This window comes from Paenibacillus sp. FSL M8-0212, assembly GCF_038004645.1.
Lineage (GTDB): Bacteria > Bacillota > Bacilli > Paenibacillales > Paenibacillaceae > Paenibacillus.
This window is the reverse complement of record NZ_JBBORP010000001.1, coordinates 809,967-828,961: the sequence shown is the minus strand read 5'-3', so window position 1 is coordinate 828,961 and position 18,995 is coordinate 809,967. Positions and strand designations below refer to the sequence as shown.

General features: G+C 46.0%; 20 protein-coding genes. 17 read left to right on the top strand and 3 right to left on the bottom strand.

Features of this window, described 5'->3' with window-relative positions:
* Window positions 1–16: 16 nt before the first annotated feature.
* Window positions 17–1,312, bottom strand: a complete 1,296-nt coding sequence (locus MKX68_RS03870; protein ID WP_036669231.1) for an Nramp family divalent metal transporter — start codon at window positions 1,310–1,312, stop codon at window positions 17–19.
* 398 nt (window positions 1,313–1,710) lie between these two features.
* Between MKX68_RS03870 and MKX68_RS03865 the strand changes: the two genes are divergently transcribed.
* The 16 genes from MKX68_RS03865 (at window position 1,711) to MKX68_RS03790 (ending at window position 16,135) form a co-directional block, all read left to right on the top strand.
* A complete protein-coding gene (locus tag MKX68_RS03865) occupies window positions 1,711–2,130 on the top strand; it encodes an organic hydroperoxide resistance protein (RefSeq protein WP_017690005.1) in 420 nt (139 codons plus the stop codon).
* 210 nt (window positions 2,131–2,340) lie between these two features.
* Complete coding sequence (locus MKX68_RS03860) at window positions 2,341–2,586, top strand: zinc ribbon domain-containing protein (RefSeq protein WP_036610816.1); 246 nt, start codon at window positions 2,341–2,343, stop codon at window positions 2,584–2,586.
* A gap of 99 nt (window positions 2,587–2,685) precedes the next feature.
* A complete protein-coding gene (locus MKX68_RS03855) occupies window positions 2,686–2,964 on the top strand; it encodes a hypothetical protein (protein ID WP_017690003.1) in 279 nt (92 codons plus the stop codon).
* A gap of 188 nt (window positions 2,965–3,152) precedes the next feature.
* A complete protein-coding gene (locus MKX68_RS03850; protein ID WP_340909266.1) occupies window positions 3,153–3,575 on the top strand; it encodes a thiol-disulfide oxidoreductase DCC family protein in 423 nt (140 codons plus the stop codon).
* A gap of 61 nt (window positions 3,576–3,636) precedes the next feature.
* Window positions 3,637–4,500 (top strand): DUF6612 family protein, encoded by an 864-nt coding sequence (locus tag MKX68_RS03845; RefSeq protein ID WP_340909264.1) that lies wholly within the window; start codon window positions 3,637–3,639, stop codon window positions 4,498–4,500.
* A gap of 144 nt (window positions 4,501–4,644) precedes the next feature.
* On the top strand, window positions 4,645–5,028 hold the full coding sequence (locus MKX68_RS03840) for a VOC family protein (protein WP_047842030.1): 384 nt from the start codon (window positions 4,645–4,647) through the stop codon (window positions 5,026–5,028).
* Window positions 5,029–5,190: 162 nt separating this feature from the next.
* The gene (locus MKX68_RS03835; RefSeq protein ID WP_340909262.1) at window positions 5,191–6,408 is read left to right on the top strand and encodes a nucleotide-binding protein; all 1,218 of its coding nucleotides are present in this window, start codon (window positions 5,191–5,193) and stop codon (window positions 6,406–6,408) included.
* The gene (locus tag MKX68_RS03830; RefSeq protein ID WP_338594871.1) at window positions 6,405–7,709 is read left to right on the top strand and encodes a CpaF family protein; all 1,305 of its coding nucleotides are present in this window, start codon (window positions 6,405–6,407) and stop codon (window positions 7,707–7,709) included. Before MKX68_RS03835 ends, MKX68_RS03830 begins: the two co-directional genes overlap by 4 nt.
* A 40-nt stretch (window positions 7,710–7,749) precedes the next feature.
* A complete protein-coding gene (locus MKX68_RS03825; protein ID WP_091016179.1) occupies window positions 7,750–8,493 on the top strand; it encodes a type II secretion system F family protein in 744 nt (247 codons plus the stop codon).
* Between the two features lie 12 nt (window positions 8,494–8,505).
* A complete protein-coding gene (locus MKX68_RS03820; protein WP_338592232.1) occupies window positions 8,506–9,375 on the top strand; it encodes a type II secretion system F family protein in 870 nt (289 codons plus the stop codon).
* 11 nt (window positions 9,376–9,386) lie between these two features.
* A complete protein-coding gene (locus MKX68_RS03815) occupies window positions 9,387–9,575 on the top strand; it encodes a Flp1 family type IVb pilin (protein ID WP_340909258.1) in 189 nt (62 codons plus the stop codon).
* Window positions 9,559–10,233 carry a TadE/TadG family type IV pilus assembly protein gene (locus MKX68_RS03810; protein WP_340909255.1) on the top strand — a complete coding sequence of 225 codons (675 nt, stop codon included), beginning with the start codon at window positions 9,559–9,561 and terminating at the stop codon, window positions 10,231–10,233. Before MKX68_RS03815 ends, MKX68_RS03810 begins: the two co-directional genes overlap by 17 nt.
* Window positions 10,234–10,324: 91 nt before the next feature.
* On the top strand, window positions 10,325–12,442 hold the full coding sequence (locus tag MKX68_RS03805; RefSeq protein WP_340909252.1) for a hypothetical protein: 2,118 nt from the start codon (window positions 10,325–10,327) through the stop codon (window positions 12,440–12,442).
* Window positions 12,443–12,471: 29 nt separating this feature from the next.
* Window positions 12,472–13,503 (top strand): pilus assembly protein, encoded by a 1,032-nt coding sequence (locus MKX68_RS03800; RefSeq protein ID WP_445671102.1) that lies wholly within the window; start codon window positions 12,472–12,474, stop codon window positions 13,501–13,503.
* Window positions 13,504–13,514: 11 nt separating this feature from the next.
* Window positions 13,515–14,030 carry an A24 family peptidase gene (locus MKX68_RS03795; RefSeq protein WP_340909246.1) on the top strand — a complete coding sequence of 172 codons (516 nt, stop codon included), beginning with the start codon at window positions 13,515–13,517 and terminating at the stop codon, window positions 14,028–14,030.
* Between the two features lie 338 nt (window positions 14,031–14,368).
* Window positions 14,369–16,135 (top strand): DUF6382 domain-containing protein, encoded by a 1,767-nt coding sequence (locus tag MKX68_RS03790; protein ID WP_340909243.1) that lies wholly within the window; start codon window positions 14,369–14,371, stop codon window positions 16,133–16,135.
* Window positions 16,136–16,160: 25 nt separating this feature from the next.
* Here MKX68_RS03790 and MKX68_RS03785 read toward each other — a convergent pair whose 3' ends face one another.
* Both MKX68_RS03785 and MKX68_RS03780 read right to left on the bottom strand, forming a co-directional pair.
* Complete coding sequence (locus MKX68_RS03785) at window positions 16,161–17,072, bottom strand: TIGR01777 family oxidoreductase (protein WP_338592247.1); 912 nt, start codon at window positions 17,070–17,072, stop codon at window positions 16,161–16,163.
* A 158-nt stretch (window positions 17,073–17,230) separates the two neighbouring features.
* Complete coding sequence (locus MKX68_RS03780; RefSeq protein ID WP_339785490.1) at window positions 17,231–17,698, bottom strand: DUF2621 domain-containing protein; 468 nt, start codon at window positions 17,696–17,698, stop codon at window positions 17,231–17,233.
* Between the two features lie 170 nt (window positions 17,699–17,868).
* Here MKX68_RS03780 and MKX68_RS03775 point away from each other — a divergent pair, with 170 nt between their 5' ends.
* Complete coding sequence (locus MKX68_RS03775) at window positions 17,869–18,975, top strand: deoxyribonuclease IV (RefSeq protein WP_091033584.1); 1,107 nt, start codon at window positions 17,869–17,871, stop codon at window positions 18,973–18,975.
* The last annotated feature ends 20 nt before the right edge of the window (window positions 18,976–18,995 follow it).

The window sequence follows — 18,995 nt, the reverse complement described above, 5'->3', positions numbered from 1 at the left end:
GTCGATAAAAACGAGATTAGAATAACCGAATCGTCTGAATGATCAGATATACATTCAGCACAACGATAATCGCGGCAATGACCCATGAGATGATTTTGAGCCACAATTTGTTGGCGAATGCACCCATGCTTTTTTTATCACTCGTGAACATCACCAGGGGAATTACAGCAAAGGGCAATTGAAGCGACAGCACGACCTGGCTCAAAATGAGCAGTTCTTCTGTGCCATGTTCTCCTGCAATGGCAGTGACAATTACCGCCGGGATGATGGCGATCAGACGTGTGACCAGTCTGCGCAGCCAAGCCGGAATTCGAATGTTCAGGAAACCTTCCATAACAATCTGCCCAGCGAGTGTACCTGTAAGGGTAGAGTTCTGACCTGATGCTAACAGCGCCACACCAAACAGAATACTTGCAACCGTAGTACCCAATAGAGGTGTCAGCAGATGGTAGGCATCTGCGATCTCGGCAACCTGTGTCATGCCTGCACTGTGAAATACAGCAGCAGATACAATCAGGATGGCCGCATTGATGAACAGGGCGAGTGTCAGTGCGATTGTCGAGTCCATGGTCGAGTACCGAATAGCTTCTTTTTTACCCTGTGGTGTCTGTTCGATCTGACGGGTCTGCACAATGGAAGAATGCAGGTACAGATTATGCGGCATCACGGTTGCTCCGATAATACCAATGGCAATATAGAGCATAGCCGGGTTTTGCAGAATCTCAACATTTGGTACAAAACCATGGAGAACACCGCCCATATCCGGTTTTGCCAGGAAAAGGTCAATCCCGAAGCAGAGGGCAATGGTCGCCATCAGCACAATGACAAGTGTTTCCAAGGCGCGGAATCCTTTGTTTTGCAGTACAAGAATCAGGAGTACATCAACTGCGGTGATGATCACGCCGTATAACATGGGGATGTTAAATAACAGCTTTAACGCGATGGCAGAACCTATGACCTCAGCCAGATCGGTAGCTGCAATGGCAAGCTCACACAGTATCCATAACATCATGACAACAGGCATGCTGAAGCGTTCGCGACAGGCTTGGGCCAGATCCCGTCCAGTGACGATTCCAAGCTTTCCGGCCAACGATTGAAGTACAACGGCCATCAGGTTCGATAACAGGATAACGGATAACAAGGTATACCCGAACTGTGAGCCACCTGCGATATCTGTTGCCCAGTTCCCGGGGTCCATGTAACCTACGGCAACGAGGTATCCTGGGCCTACAAAGGCGAGGAATTTCTTCCACCATGCAGCATTCTGCGGGACTTTCATGGAACTATGTGCTTCTCCAAGCGAAGGGGCCATGCCCGCAGTAGACAATGATTCTCTTGAAGGAGCGTTGAACGGATTTTTTTTACTCATACGATAATCACCTGACTTTGAATTATTGATTTGGTAATATTGATGCGGGACAAACCACGCATGATATATCTAAATTTTTATGTTTATTGTTACATTGTACTCCTTCAATAATTTTTGTCTAGTGCAACTTTTATGTATTAACACAAAATTTCGGTTCTAATTTGAAGATGCCCCTTCGTATATTACCCAACCTTAGGAAAAATACAGCCATGGCGTTGAAATGCATGAAAATAATAAAGTTGTAAAAGCTTATAAAGAACTAAAATGCGTTTCAAAATGAGCCAGAAGTTTAAATTGAAAGGAAGGCAGTAAAAACTAAATGGATAAGGGAGAGATTCTTAATGGAAGCTTTATATACAGCAGTAGCGACAGTTAAAGGTGGACGTACAGGTTCAGTAACTTCTTCGGATGGCGTGCTCAAACATGATTTGAAAATGCCGAAAGAGCTTGGAGGTTCCGGTGGTGAAGGTACCAACCCTGAGCAGCTCTTCGCAGCTGGATATGGAGCATGTTATGAGAGTGCCCTTGCCAATGTTGCTCGTAAAGCAGGTGTGAAATTGGAGAATGTGGTCGTTACAAGTAACGTATCCATTGGTAAAGACCCAGCGGATGACGGTTTTCAATTATCTGTTCGCCTGGACGTGAGTATGCCTGGTGTGGATCACAGTCAAGCAGAAGATCTGGCCCGCAAGGCACATGATTTCTGTCCGTATTCCAAAGCGACACGTGGCAACATTGATGTTGTATTAAACGTAGTCTAAGATTTGACTCCCTGCAAGTAAAGGGAACATATAGAGCAGGGTATCCCAGATACCTGATGTTCGACTACAAAGCCCTGCTGGCAATCGGCAGGGTTTTGTGTTGATTATAATATAAGGACATGATGCAGGAGATTAGATGCCAGATCGCGTACTATTTTACATAATTGCACTCTCACTTCATGCTACACATTCCATAAAGGGGGAACAAAGATGAGTATTGAAGAGATGATCGAGCGGCGATTTGTGTGTACAAAATGCAGAGGCACGGATTGTAACATTAAGGAAGTTTCCATGTCAGGAGCAGGCCTGAGCAAGATGTTCGATATACAGCATAACCACTACCTGTTCGTGGCTTGTGCTTCCTGCGGGTATGTTGAAGTATTTGATCCGGATGTCTTGAAAGGGAAAAAACAGGGGCAGGTAGGGACTATTCTGGATATTCTGTTTGGCGGGTAGACATGCGTGAGTTGACATTGATCTGAATTTTCTTTAATATAACTTAGTACTGAGTAGTGTCATTGCATGAACCAAATTTGAATTAAACAGGTGATATCCATGTCTTATAGACCGCGTATTGCAGATTTAGAATTAGCTTATGGTAACAAGGAAGACGGATTGTACGAATTTAAAATGAATTTGGTAGACGGTACAAAATGCCGTGTATTCTACTCCCGTTCCCCGGAATGGAAGATGACCAATATCAGTCGTTTGCAGAAAACGCCTTGTCCAGTATGTCGCAAAGATTTTATTTGCAAATGTATGGACCAGTGGGCAAGTGACCTGCATCAACAAATGATCGATGACCAATGGATGGAAAAGGCAGTTACGGAGTAATTGTCGGACAGATACGAGCGTAGGCACAGTGCCTGCGCTCTTTTTCTTTCTATTTCCCATTAATGCGAGTTCAAAAAGAGTGGTTTTCAGTCTTTTTGAACTACCTCCATAAATAAATTTAGAATTAGTGAACAAGATGGCTCTAAGTGGGTAAGTTACTCTAACCGCAACAATAGGAGGCAGCCAATATGACAGCAAATCAAACGGATGTGCATCAGGGACATCCCATCGTACTGGTGGATGGCGTCTGTCACTTCTGCCAGGGCTTAACCAAATGGATTATTAAGCGTGACCCGGAAGGGAAATATAATTTTGCATCGCTTCAATCGGATGTAGCCAAGGAACTGTTGAAGAAAGGCAATTTGTCGACAGACAGTATGGATACCTTTGTTCTGATTGAAAATGGAAAATACTATACACGTTCAACCGCCGCACTGCGACTGGCTAAGGGTCTGAAGTTTCCTTATCCGTTGTTATATGTGTTCATTATTGTACCGAAATTTATTCGTAATGCAGTCTATAACTGGGTTGCTCGCAACCGTTATCGCTGGTTTGGCAAGGATGAAGCGTGCATGTTGCCTACACCGGAGATCAAAGATCGATTTTTATGATTAATAACGGAAATAATTGGGTAATGAATACAGATCATATCTATTTTGGGAGGACAACAACTTGAAGAAGTGGACTACATTATTTATCGGGGCATTATTAGCAGTGAGCTTGGCAGCATGCAGTAACGATACAGATAATACGGCAACGCCGCCAGCGACTAACAACGAAACATCTAACGAGGGTAATACACCTGCAGAGCAGGAAACAAAGATCCCTACCCTGGACGAATTGATTACCAAAACCAATGCAGCAACCAAAGAAATGAAAAGCTTCACAACTGAAGCAAACATTGATCAGAATCTGAAACTGGATGCTGGTGAACAGTCCCAGGATCAACAGGTTAAAACATCGCTTAAGATGGATATTATCAAAGATCCAATGATGATCTATCAAGAGATGAAAATGGAAATGTCGGGACAGGAAGCTCAGAACGTGAAGCAGTACATCACATCGGATAAAATCTACTCTCAAGTTGGGGATCAATGGGTTGCGATTCCTGAAGCTCAAACCAAGGAACTGATTGAGCAGATGAAAGCAAGTATGAATCCCGAAGGTGAATTGGAGCAATTCAAAAAGATCGAAGAAGATACTGAAGTGACCGAAGAAGGCGACAATTATGTGATTAACGCTGACGTATCCGGTGATAACGTGAAGGAACTGGCCAAAGCCGTGATGGAGCAGAACGGATCGGATGCCCAGATGCAAGCCATGCTTGATCAGATGAATATCACCAGCATGAAGATGAAATACATGATCAACAAAGAAACCTACCTGCCTGCAAGTACGGACGTAACCATGGTCATGGAAATGGAACAGAACGGACAGAAAATGACGATGGACATGAAGATGAACAGTACGTTCTCCAACCAGGATCAAGTGGAAGAGATCAAGATTCCACAAGAAGCATTGGATAGCGCTAAATAAAACAGGCACCTCTGAACTAGATCTGTGTGAGCCGAGAGGTTTACCGGATTAAAATCAGGGGTGTTTTTCTGTTTAGCGGAGATTATGGTCAGGGTTGAAGGTGTTATAGTATAGTCATATTGAAGTAGAGAGGGGATATAAAAGATGATCGAATATGCACACATCCACCATGTTAGTCTGGCTGTACGTGATCTGGAAATCGCGAAGAAATTCTATTCGGGGTTACTGGGGATGCAAGAGATTGAACGTCCGGCTTTCCGCTCCACAGGTACATGGTATGCCATCGGTAGCCAGCAACTTCATCTGTTACAGCACCCTGAGGGTCACACGTTACGTGAGGCTGGAATTGATACAACAGACGGCCACTTTGCGATCTGGGTGACCAGTTATTCAGGGACTATAGCCTGGTTGGAGCAGCAGGGAATTGAGTACGAAGCGAGACCTGATAGTGTGGCTGGATTCGCACAGATTTTTGTACTTGATCCGGACCGAAACATTATTGAGTTCGATTCACCGTACAACTCTTAAGGAGAAATGGGTTAGAATAAATCCCTTGCTCCCCCAGAAATTGTATGCTATATTATCCATACATTCATAGCACGTGACGGAAGCACCGTCCATATACTGCATATTCATGCGGTTATTGGACGGTGTTTTTTTTGTGCTTTTTGACAGGGAGGGAAGGAAAATTTGATTGTACTGAAGGTAGTTCTGGTTTCGAAGGATAGAGATTACATTAGCGCCTGGCTTGATTATGTACAGGGAAATTCGCCTGGTCTCCATGTGCGTTTCACGGCATTCTCCCAAGGGGATTCGTTCAAGGATCACATGAATGAGCAAGAAGGTCGAGAATTACCGGATCTGGTTATTGCGGAACCGGAGTTTCTGAATGACTGGCTGAATAACGGGGGAGAAGGATCAGGTGTACCTTGGCTAATGCTTAGTGAAGGGATGGAAGAGGTGGATGAGACCAAACGGCTGATGAAATATCAACCCTTGCCTGCTTTGCTGGATGCTGTGATGCATGCTTGCCGACAGCCACGCCGTAAGAAGGTTCACCATTCGGGGCAAGAGACTCTCTCCATCGGTGTAGTATCCGCTTCGGGTGGAAGTGGCAAAACGGCAGTAGCCCTGCATATGGCGAAGCAATTGGGACTTGCGGGATATGCTGTTCTCTATCTTAATCTGGAGACGCTGGACAGTACGCTCCCGTTTCTGGAAAAGGGACTAATTAGAAGTGGGCAGCGTCACCCGGATGCGGAGACGGGATTGTCACGCCTGTTATACGATTTGAAGGTGGGCAGAAAGGAATTCGGCAAGCAGTTACAGGCGCAATCGAAGGGCGTAGATGGATATGTGGTCCGGCATGAAGCGCTGAGATCCGATGTATTCTGGCCATTATCGAATCGGAAAGAACTGTTGCAAATGACTCGTGAGGATACGTCGAATCTGCTTCGTTATTTAACGGATTGCGGACAATATGACGTGTTGATTCTGGATGGGGATTCCGATTGGGATGGGCGCAGTGAAGGGGTACTGGATGCAGCAGATGCATTTGTCTGGTTGGTTGAGGATGATATATCTGCCATGCATCGATGGGGGCAATGGTTACAGCATGCTGAGCGTACGAAACCAGATCTATACGAAAGTATATCGGAGCGTTCACGCTTTGTGGTTAACAAATATCGGGACAATGTCGTCAATGCACTCCCACGTCCTGATCTGCATCTGGATGCAGTGTTGCCCTATATCCCTTCTTGGAAGCAACTCAGTCAGGAGGAAGTCATGCTTAGTTCTCCGATCTTTCAACGCGAAGTGAAGAGATTATGTGCCATGCTGGTACAAGATGGCGAAGAAGAATTGAAGCAGACGGGACGAATTCAGAAGCAGGATCGGTGGGCACTATGACGGATTCATCCAATAGAATACTGGATCGTGAAGAACAGTTTCAGATGATGCGCAGGGAAGTCAGGGCTGGCCTCGATTTAACCTCTTCCGCAGGAGATGATGAACTGTGGCAGGGGATAGAACGCAAAGTTCTTACTGACCCGAAGCTGGATGATCTGACCTCAGGAGAGCGTCATACGCTGGTACAGCGATTGTTTGACTCCTTTCGTGGATTGGATATTTTGCAGCCACTTGTGGATCATCCCGATATTACGGAAATTATGATCAATAGTCACAAGGAGATTTTTGTGGAGCAAGAAGGTGAAGTCAGCCAGATCACCCTTGAATTTGAGTCCAGGGAACGGCTCGAGGATATCATCCAGATGATTGTGTCCGGGGTAAACCGGATTGTGAATGAGTCTTCTCCAATCGTAGATGCCCGTTTAAAGGATGGTTCGCGGGTCAATATCGTGTTGCCTCCTATTGCCTTGAAAGGCCCCACGATGACGATTCGTAAATTCCCCAGTGAACCGATGAAGATGTCCGATCTGATTGACAAGGGAGCCCTGCATGAAGAAGCGGCAGAATTATTGCAGCAGTTGGTACGGAGCAAATACAACATTTTCATTGGAGGTGGGACCGGATCGGGAAAAACGACCTTTCTGAACGCATTATCACAGTTTATCCCTGCCGATGAGCGGATTATAACGATTGAGGATTCGGCTGAGTTGCAGATTGTTACGGTACCAAATCTGGTATCACTGGAGACGCGGAATGCCAATACCGAAGGCAAGGGGCAGATATCTATTCGGGATCTAATCAAATCTTCCTTACGGATGCGTCCAAACCGGATTGTGATTGGGGAAGTCAGGGGCGCAGAAGCGCTGGATATGTTACAGGCCATGAACACTGGCCATGATGGAAGCTTGTCAACTGGGCATGCGAATACCATCTCGGACATGATTAGCAGACTCGAAACGATGGTGCTTAGTGGTGCGGATCTTCCCATTGCCGTTGTGAGGCAGCAGATTAGTTCAGCAATCGATATTTTTGTACATCTGTCCCGGCTACGAGATCGCTCAAGGCGGGTGACAGAGATTAGTGAAGTGATTGGGATGCAGAACGGTGAGGTTTTGCTGAATCCACTGTTTCGTTTCCAGGAACAAGAAGAGCGTGAAGGCAAAATTATTGGCGGGTTAGTACAGGTTGGAAAGTTGAATCAGGTGGATAAAATTCAGATGGCTGGGCTTGGGGAATGGCTGGATGGATACATAGAACAATATAGTGTTGAAACAAATTTATCAGATAACAACGTGAATTAAAGTCATTGGAAGGTGATTACTGTTGGGTGAAGCCAGACAGATGTTGACGGATTACACCGTATATACGCTTTCCCGGAGACAACGAATGGTCTGTATGTTGATTAGTGGTCTGCTGTTTTTTGGCATCGGAATTCTGTTCTACCATCACTGGTTGGCTGGAGCGATCCTGGCTGCGGGTTGCATATGGGTACCAAAACATTGGACTAAAGTGCTGTTGGAACGAAAAAGAATGACACTCAGTTTACATTTTAAGCAAGCGCTATATGCATTATCTTCGGCACTAGCCGCTGGAAAATCGGTGGAAAATGGATTCAAGGAATCCGTGGAGGATCTGCGGATGTTGAACCCGGAAGCGGATACCGATCTGATTCGTGAGTTCACGATATTGCGGACACGGATGGAGTATGGACAACCAATTGAAGAGGCACTACAGGATTTTTCGGATCGGGCGCAGATTGAAGATATTACGAATTTTGCAGATGTGTTCATCACGTGCAAACGAACTGGCGGGGATCTGGTTGAGGTTGTGCGTCGTACCTCTGCGGTGATTGGGGAGAAGCTGGACATTCAGCAGGATATTATGGTCGCGGTTTCGCAGAAAAAGTTCGAATCAAAGGTGATGTTTGCCGCTCCATTTATTTTTCTGATATTCCTCAATCTGACCGCTAAAGACTTTATGGAGCCGTTATATAGCGGGATGGGCTACCTCATCTCAAGTGGTGCCTTGGCAGTACTCGCCTGCTGTTATCTGTGGATTAATCGCATTATGGATATCAAAGTATAAGGAGCTGAAACGATGCTGCTTCCCGTTATAGTCGCAGGGATGCTCGGAGCGGGATGGCTGGTGCTGGATCGAACCCGGGGACAGACCTACCGGCATCTGCGCAAGCTGGATATGGAAGGATTACGACTGAAAAAATTACATGGCCCCTTCCTGTTTATATTGGACAAGTTTGACATTGGACGCAGATTGCCAGTGCTCATGTTTCGAATGCAACATGCCATTCAGAAAATGTATGGCATACAGCACAGTGGAGAAAAAACGATGCTTTATTGCGCCGAAATGTTGACCTACACGTGGCTCATGCTGCTGGTGGGATGCCTGTTATCACTCGTTGGAGATATGGGCATCGGAGGTATGGTAGGTGGGCTCGCGCTTGGTGCAGCGTTACCTTTTGCGCTCTACAAAGACCTCAATACAAAGGTGCAGCGAAGAGACCAGGATATTCTTATGGAACTGCCTGAGCTGCTGAACCGAATTGTACTGCTGGTTGGCGCAGGGGAGACCGTGCAACGTGCCATCGTTCACTGTGTGACAAGCCAGGGGGAACGGGATCATCCGTTGTACAACGAACTCAGAAAGACGGTGGGAGATTGGAATAATGGGTACTCGTTTCAACAATCATTTGAACAGTTCAGTCGTCGCTGCGGTGTACAGGAAGTGACGATTTTTACGACAACAGTGCTGCTGAATTTCCGGCGTGGGGGAGGTGACTTTGTATTGGCGCTGCGGGATCTGTCACATGTGTTGTGGGAGAAACGCAAGGCTGTCAGTCGGGCGAAGGGAGAACAGGCTTCTTCCAAACTGGTGTTTCCGATGGTACTGATCTTTTTTACGATTGTGGTCATGATCGGGGCACCTGCTTTTATGATGATGAATATGTAGGAGGAATTGGGATGATGGGATTATTGAAAAACAAGGTAAACGCATTTTGGAAAGAAGAGGACGGGCTCGGCACGTTGGAGCTGATTCTGATTATCGGGGTTATTATCATTATTGCTTTGATTTTTAAAAACCAAATTAAGACGTTGGTAGAGAGACTTTTGAAGAATGTTAGCGATAAAAGTAATGAATTTTTCGAATAACAAGTTCAAAAAAGAAGAAGGGAGCTTCACGGTTGAAGCCTCCCTGATCTTTCCTGTTGTGCTGTTTATTCTTGTGTTGTTGCTCTTCTTTACCATGTACATGTATCAAAAGACATTTTTGAATCAACATGCCTATGCAGCTTCCGAACGTGCAGCCTATAGCTGGGACAACAGCCACAAGCAGGCGATGACGGGTGAAGTTGTCGCTGGAGAACATGACAATCTGTACTGGAGACTGACGGATGATCGTATGCTTGGAGCACTATTTGGCTGGGCGGGAGCGGATAATCAGGTTAGCGTTTCTATACCTGCTGGTGAAGGCGGCAATCTTTCGGAACAGAAATTAGCACAAGCGGTGCAGCATATGCCTTCAGCTATGAAAGGAACGATTGAGTATCAGAATTCTCTGATTCAGCGGAAAATAACAACCAAGCTGGAACAAGTAATTTCTTTGCCTCTTCCTTCTTTTTTGTTCGATTCAGGTAACCATGTCCTCACTCAAGGATCGTCCGCAGTTGTTGAACCAGTTGAATTCATTCGAACGGTAGATCTGGTCCGTTATTACGCAGCCAAGTTTAAAGGTAAAGGCGGTGCGGCCACCAGTACAGCGGCAGAAGCCGGACAGGTTGTGCAGCATTTTGGCAAAAGCAAAAAGTGAGAAAAGGAGGAGGGCGGAGCTGTTTAGAAAAAAAGACGGTGAGTCGGGAGCCGTAACCCTTTTTTTAATATTAATATTGGCCGGAGTTTATATGTTTGTAGCAATATTTATTGATTACGCTCGTATAGCGGCATTCAAGGTGCAGACTGAACGCATGACTCATGCTGCGATGAGATCCGTCATGTCAGCCTATGACACATCACTCCGGGAGTATGGTTTATTCGGGTATGGCGACAGCAGTGGGGATGCAATTATGGCTAAAGTGCTGAATGATAGTGTGAAGCCTTCAGCTGTAAAAGATGGATTTCCCATTCTGGATATCCAGTGGGATACAACTTCACTGAGCATGGAGCGTGAACTAGGCAGATACGATATATTTAATCGCCAGATTCAGGAGGACATGAAGTATCGGGCTCCGGTTGATTTTACCCTTGAAGTGATCAATCGGTTCAAACCGATGTCAGACGAGATGAAGGAAGCTGCGCACACGGTAGACTTGCTGAAAAAATTACAGAAGTTATATGACAAACGTGAAGAATTGCTGGATGAAGCCATTGCTAATCAGACGGAATCCGCGGAGAAGCTGAAGAATCTTCCAAAGTTGATCATGGACCCGCCTTCACAAGTTATCTATGAAGAAATGTTGGAAGAAACACCAGAGACAGCTGCCGAGGCAGCAGCACGTTATGCAGATTATCTTAACAAGAAACAGGCGGATGAGGGATTGCCGTTCAGAGAGCAACGATACATATTGGAACTGGCTCGTTATCGGGCCGGTGTTGGTAATGTGGTGACAGGCATCAGCATGATCATGCAGCCCGCGTTACAGGCCCATCAAACAAAGCTGGAGGAAGCACAGTCCAAAATCGAAGAAGCACGCAAGATCAATGAGGAAATGAAACGTGTGATCGCGGAGGGGGAGAACCGTTCGGAGAATGCGAGCTATGACAACGTGGGCAACTCGAATTTGCCTGGAACGAGTCCTGTATCTGAAGGATCAGGCACTGAAGCTAAAAGTACACGTTCTCTTGCTTCGGAGCTTGTGAGGGCAGATAGCCTATTTGATCAATTGAAGGCACGGGTTGTTTCCCAGAATACGGACTTCTCTAACGTCAGAAGAGACAACATGGAATTGAATACACAGCTTCGCAGTGTCACAGGCATGAGCGGTGTTCCGATTAAACCGGCGGTCAGACAGGCAAGTCAGGTTACGGAGCGATATATGGACACCTATGTACGTAGCGGTCCTGCCAATCTCATCCTGCAAAGTAAGCAGCAGCTGGAGAGTGGTCGTGGGTCGGATGCCCAGCGCAAAGCGAATGACAAAGAATCCAAAGGGAAATTGAAGGATGTCAAACGAATCTTGTCGCAGATTCAGAATGGAAGTTCGGGGTCCATGGACGCTTTCAAACAGCTGGAGGAATATTACAACGCTAATATTGCTTTTAACGAGGCTAGTCGTGAGGAGGCCAAAAAGGCAGAGATTGCTGGAGATCCTTATGACTCTGGTGGAGATGCCATGAAGGGAATGGACAGTTTGTTTGGCGGGATGTCCGGTCTGCTGGATAATCTTGGCGACGAATTGTTTCAGAATGAATATGCTTTAGCCTATTTCAACTCCATGGATTTTGGTCAGTTATTTACCTGGACTGAAGGTGGTGGAGATGCTGGTGATGTCTTCAAACTGGAGAATCAGGAACTGGAGTATATCGTTTACGGGTTTCATAATCCTTCGGGTAACATCGCTGCGGCATATGCGGAGATATTTGGGATGCGGCTGGCTATTCGGACGGCAGAAGGGTTAATTGAGCACAGCAAGCTTGGGAACCCACTTCTGGTATTATCGGCGGCAATCTTATACGGGATTACAAACGCCATTGCCGATATGGTGAAACTAGCAAAAGAGGGCAGTGTGGAATTGTCCAAGTATATCAAGGTCAAATTGACGTATAGGGACCATCTTCGATTGTTCCTGTTGATGCATAGCAACAATGAACGCAAAATGTCCAGAATGCTGGCGCTAATTCGATTGAATACTGGGGTGAATCCAGATGAGAAACAGACGTACGCTTCGGGTAACATGCGTAGTAGCATCAAGCTGTGGTTTTTACCAGGGGTGGTTAGAAGCATAGGTGCAGTTATGGGTAGTGAGGATCAGGTTGAAGATGGGCGATTTTTCATTGAGCGGAAGGCGGATTATTCCTATTGAATGATCAGGATCGTTTTGGTGGAGGGATTATGGATAAGCAGCAACATTATGAAAAAGAAAGCATACAAAAGCAGATTCGTTTAACACGAATAATCAGATTGCAACGATTGAAGTCTCTGAATAAGCAGATATGTTCTCCGAAAAAGGAACAGGGCAGCATGGTTCTGGAAGCCTCACTGGTGTTACCTGTCTTTCTGTTCTTTATCATGTTTCTCATTTTCATTGTGCAAATGACTCTAATCTCCACAGCGCTACAGAGCACGGCAGGGGAAGCAGTAAAGCAATTATCAACGAAAATATATCCCGTTTCCCTGGCATTCACACCTTCTGATTCTGCCGGCGGAGAAGGTTCTGGAGGGGGTTGGAAGATACCAGAATTATCTCTGACGGAATGGGCAGAAGGTTATGCTTCTTCTCTACCTGAGCCATTAAGTGATTGGGTACGTTCAGTAGCGGCTAGTGGTGAACAGCCACTACAGGAGGTCAAAACATCCGTCTTGGAAACTGTACTTGATCCCACGGTAAAACCGCTGCTTCAACCATTTATCGAGCCAACGCTGCTGAATATGGAACGTGTTCATGTGAATGGCATTTCGATACCTGATCTCAAAAACAAAACAAATCCATATTTCCGACTTGAACTGAGTTATGAATTGCCGGTAAAAGTTCCCTTTCTCAGTAAACCGCTACGGATTCAGGCTGCTGCGGCAGAACGGGTATGGATTGGAGATACCGGAGAAGGATCAGATGGCAGCGCAGGAGATGGGGATACTGCGGGTTCAGCAACGGTACTGTCGAAGCCTGACCCGGCTTACATAGGCAACAATGCAACGATCAAGGTGAAGGTAGAACCAGGAGCGACAGCCAACTTAACGATATTTTACAAGTCAGGTGAAAGTTCTGCGAAGCACATCGGATGGGCCACCGCAGATGAGAATGGAATTATTGAATGGAACTGGTTTGTTGGTACTCGGACAACAGAAGGAACATGGAGTTTTGTTGTCGAGACAGGGGAAGGTGCCAAGACGGAGACTACATTTGCAGTGGCCTCCAGAAAATAAGGAAGGGGATGATGGAGGTGGAGTGGTTCTACATTGCATGTGGCATATACATTATTGCAGCTTTTATTACCGATATTCGTTCCATGAAAATTCCAAATCGATTGACTTTACCTGTGACTGTTGCAGGCGTACTGGCCCATATCATATGGGGAGGTTGGGATGGTTTCTTGTTCTCAGCCGCTGGATTTGCAGCAGGTTTTGGCATTTTGTTTCTGATGTATGCGATTGGGGCGGTAGGAGCAGGAGATGTGAAATTGTTTGGTGGAATTGGCGCATGGACGGGGTTTGCTTTTGGCATTCATGTCATTATTTACTCCGTTTTGTATGCGGGAGCCATTGGTTTAGTGATACTTCTATTCCGCAAGGACTCAGCGAAACGGATTCGGGGCATGGCAGGCAGTCTTGCAGGTTTTTTCATGCTCGGTTCGCTCAAGCTGGTAAATAAAGAGAAGACATTGAAGTTTCCATTTATGCTGGCGGTGTTACCTGGATTTATCACGGTCCTTGTCTCAAGACTTTTCCCTTGATATCAGGAGTCTGGAAAACGTTAGGATAACAGCGATCGAAGATAGCACTGCGATTGGAGTGGAAGAGTGTGGTGTATTGTAACTCAACTTATATCAACTAAACTTTTTACACGAGAACGGAGAGGACGGAAAAAAACCTGAAGAAGCGGAGCTAAAAGCTTTCTGAAAGAAAGCTGCATCAGAAGCATATGCTTCGCCTTTATCCCCGGATTTTCCCCTTTACAAAGGGAATCGAGAAATCTGGGGATAACAGCGATCGGAAGGTTGTTCCGTCATCGAAGTACCCAGTGTAACTTTCTTTAGTTGATCCTATATAGCAACGGAAAGAGAGGATTGGCATGTATGGATTAACGAGAGATTTTATTCGTAATGGCGGAGCGTTCATGGTTTTGGAAAAAGCAGAAGGGTTACGAATGGAGGAATTGAGCCGGGTGCAGATGGGGATGTTGTCCTCCAATCAGATTCCGCGACTTCTTCCTGTTCATATTCGGGAAGTCGATCGAAATGTAACTTTGCAGTACGACATATCAGGGTACAAGATGTTATGCCAGATGTTAAAGTCAAGCAAAATCAAGTTGCGTGTTCTGTATGGTCTGTTGTTTCAACTAGCCGATGCCTTTATGGAATGCCGGCAATATATGCTGGAGCCACGTAAATTATTGATCCAGGAAGAGTACTTGTTCATCAACGGTTCATTGGAACAGGGTGAGCTTGGGATGGTATATGTACCAGTCATGGATACGGTTGAAGTTGATCCAACATCTCAGCAATTCCGTGAGCTGGTGATCAGGCTGATGGCACATGTACAGGAACTGCAGGGAGAAGGCATTCAGCGTGTTCTGCAGTTATGTGACAACGAACGCTGGGATATCAGACAGTTGCGAGAGCTTCTGCTGGAATTATATGCTGACGAGCAAGAGAATGGAGGAAGCGCAGCATTTCTCTCGTCCAGAACTTCGGAAACCTTCGATGATTCAAGAGGTAATCTTCATTTGTCGATTTCTGAGCGGGATAGCAGATTAGCCAATTCTCTATCATATCAACCCGGTGCTCCTGTTCAAAATGTTGCTGTGGAGCCGCAACTAAATTTCCGTCAGCCGCAGAAAACGAGTGAATCCGAGGTGGGAGACATTCCGTTGAGATCTCGAACCTTTCCAGGCAGGCGCTCATCTGAGCAATCTTCATTAGAGAGATCAAACAGCATGGATCAGGGACTGAGTAATCGGTATGATTCTCTAGAGCGTGTTGATATGGAAGTAGAGGAGAAGCCCGGTTCTACCAAAGTAACCTATATCATATTGGGCTGCATGGTTGCCATGGCATTGGTATGGAGATTTATTTACATGGAGCAACCGGGACAGACGCAGATGATCCTGTGCATGGTACTAAGCCTTGGCTTGCTTGGTGTAGCAGGATGGACGTGGAAGCGCAGGGGAAGTCCTCATAATGACTCAGAGAATAAGAGGTCTTTTTCATTTAATTTAGGTAAGAACAAAGGCGAGCAAACGGAAGAGGATGAGGAATTATTTCAGGAGAGTTGGCGCTGGAATACAGCTGAAAGGCTAGCAGAACGCATAAATCAAACAGTTGCATCCGCCTCAGAAGGTGGTAGCGAGCATTCTCGTTATCAAAGTCTGCATATGACACCTGAACACTCCGAACCACCGATCGTTCAGCGTCATGTGGAAACGGTAGCTTCAACTTCGGAGCTAATTCGACAGGATGCAGTTGCGGAGGCAACCGTGAATTTGCAGAATCTGAGTGGAGGTAATGTTATAGGGGCAGGCCCGGTGATGGCGTCTTATTATCTTGAACGAAGATCTGGCACCGGTGACCAACATGAACGGATGGATGTGCAAGGAGCATCTTTTGTCATCGGAAGATCAGCAGACATGGTTCAGTGGGTGGACACAGCGACCGGCGTGTCCCGTGCTCATGTGGAATTGAGCCGGAACAAATCGGGCTATGTGATTAAGGATCTGGGTTCCGTCAATGGCACCGTTCTTCAGGGCAATATTCTTGCTCCGTATAAGGAGTATCCATTGGCGGATGGAGACACATTTACACTTGCGGAATCAGTTTACACCTATCGGTCGGTTGGATAAGACATAGTTCAATCTCGTGGTACAATCAGTCGGATAAGCCACGGTGCTTCAGATCTTCCAGTGCCTGGGTTAAGGTTGGGAAGGTGAACTGGAATCCGTGGTCGAGAGCTTTTTGCGGAATGACTCTCTGCCCTTGAAGCACGACAACGGATAGTTCTCCGACCAAGGTTTTAATTAGGAAGCTGGGTACGGGGAACCAGTGAGGGCGATGATACACCTTGCCCACCGTGCGACCGAATTCATCATTGGTGACAGGGTTCGGTGAGGATGCATTGACCGGACCTGATACTTGTTTATTTTGAATACTAAAATCAATGAGTCTTACGATATCCATAATGTGAATCCAGCTAGTCCATTGCTTGCCACTGCCGATCTTGCCACCAACACCCAGCATGTAAGGAAGTTTCATCAATGGAAAAGCCCCTCTTTTATGTCCAAGAACCAGACTTACCCGGATTTTAACGAGTCTTACATTTTTGATTGCATCTGCAGCAACTTCCCATTGTTCCGAGACCCGGGAAGGGAAATTCATTGATTTTTGCGGACTATTCTCGTCAAAGGTTTCGTTAGGGGAGGTTCCATAGATGGCCATGGCCGAAGCCTGAACGACCACTTCCGGCTTTTGTTCCAAGGATTCCACCAATCGGGCTACCCGCGCTACGGTCGTGACTCTGGATTCAACAATCTCCAGCTTCGCCTTGGTTGTCCAACGTTGATTCAGCGTTTCTCCGGCAAGGTTAACGAGAGCGTCCATACCTTCCAGCAAGTGAGGTTGTTCTTCGACTTGTTCCCACGATATATATGAAAGATTTTTACTTGGATTATGCAAGTCAGGCAGTTTTCGTGTAATAACTTTCACATGGTGCCCGGCTTGCAGCCAGTAATCTACAAGTGCTCCTCCCACAAATCCGGTACCTCCACAAATGGCAATTTTCATATCAAACATCCTCTCTGATTTTCACTGCGCTGATATATACCGTTGAATCGACAAACAGCCCCGTGCGGTAAGCAATGCCTGTTGGGAACAACTTACCTGACGGAGCATATCTGTATCTAATTAACCAAATCCATATGCCACTTAACTCATCTTTTATTTTATTTAATCAAATGTTGATAAGGGGAATAATCGATTTTGTTTTTCTCCAAAAATTTCACCAAAAACTTATTATCCCGCTTCGGTGTGGCAATAATGTATCCTTTAATGCAATGATCTCTCGATACTTCTGTTGCGTTGTCTTCGACTGCAATTTTACCAATCTCTGCAGCAATGGAATGTTTGGCGATGTCACGAAATGGCCCAGGTACAGGCTCCACGAGTTGATCCAAAAAAGCTTTGGCTTCATCTGTCCACAAGTGACGGCTGGCTTCAACCCAATAATTCTGCCAATCCAGCTTGGACTTTCCGTCCGCTTTTGGTAGCACTTTTAAAAACTTGCGCATCATGAAAAATCCACCGATACACATGCTGCCAAGCAATACAAAAGTCCAGAATGCGATCGTATTCATAAACCAATTGCTGGGGGAACTGCTGGTCAGTATCATCGCGTAGGAGTCGAAAATCATTGCGGAGTCACCTCGGTTCATTGATTTTCACGGAAAGACGGATTCCGCCTACCCATGTTCCACATATTAGCTGTTAAAAATAGCCTCTATCCCGAATTATAGCGCATTTCTAGATTTATTTCGATAATCGCGTTAGAATAAGGGATAATTCAGATTAAGGGGGATCAATAATGCTGAAAATCGGCTCCCACGTGTCCTTCTCGGACAAGGGATTATTGAGTGCAACGAAGGAAGCGTCCTCGTACGGTTCCAGTTCGTTTATGATATATACGGGTGCACCACAGAATACACGTCGCAAGCCAATTGAATCCATGTATATTGAAGAAGGCAAACTTGCCATGCAAGAGGGTGGAATGGAAGATATCGTTGTCCATGCACCGTACATTATTAATCTTGGCTCATACAAAGACAACACGTATAGACTCGCTGTAGATTTCCTTCAGGAAGAGATCCGTCGTACACATGCCATTGGTGTGAAGAACATCGTATTACATCCCGGCGCATTTACAGACAAAGATGCCCACTATGGGATCGGACGGATCGCAGAAGGGTTGAATGAAGTGCTGGAGGGTGTGAAAGAGACAGATGTGAACATTGCTCTGGAAACCATGGCTGGCAAAGGTACGGAAATGGGTCGCAGTTTCGAAGAGATCGCTCAGATTATTGAGAAAGTAACGTATAACGAGCGCCTCACTGTGTGTATGGATACATGTCACATTCATGATGCCGGATATGATATCGTTAATGATTTTGACGGTGTACTGGAACAATTCGATCGCACGGTAGGACTTGACCGCATTGCCGTAATGCATATTAATGATAGTAAGAATGCTGTGGGTGCGCACAAGGACCGTCATACACCAATTGGCTCCGGCTGGATCGGGTTTGAGGCGATTAACCGCATCGTCAACCATGAGAAGCTTCAAGGACGTCCATTTATTCTGGAGACACCTTGGATTGGTAAAGAGGCCAAGACACAGCGTCCAATGTATGAGGTGGAGATTGCCCTGCTTCGTGGGGATGTTGCCGGTCGATTCGGCCAGGATTTCCTGACAGAAGTAGAACAGTTGCAACACTTTTTCAAAGGTAAAGAGATTGAGTCTCGTTCGTATATTCTGGATGTGTGGACGTTGCTCAAAAATGATGCCAAAGCCAAAAAGGCAGATCCGCGCGAACCGCTGGAGCGCCTCTATGACATGGTGACTGAAGCTGCTTTATTCCCGCATTTGAATGAAGAACAACTGAATCATCGCTTGATTGCATGGCTTGCGGGTTAACCCCGCAGGTCATGGCTTAA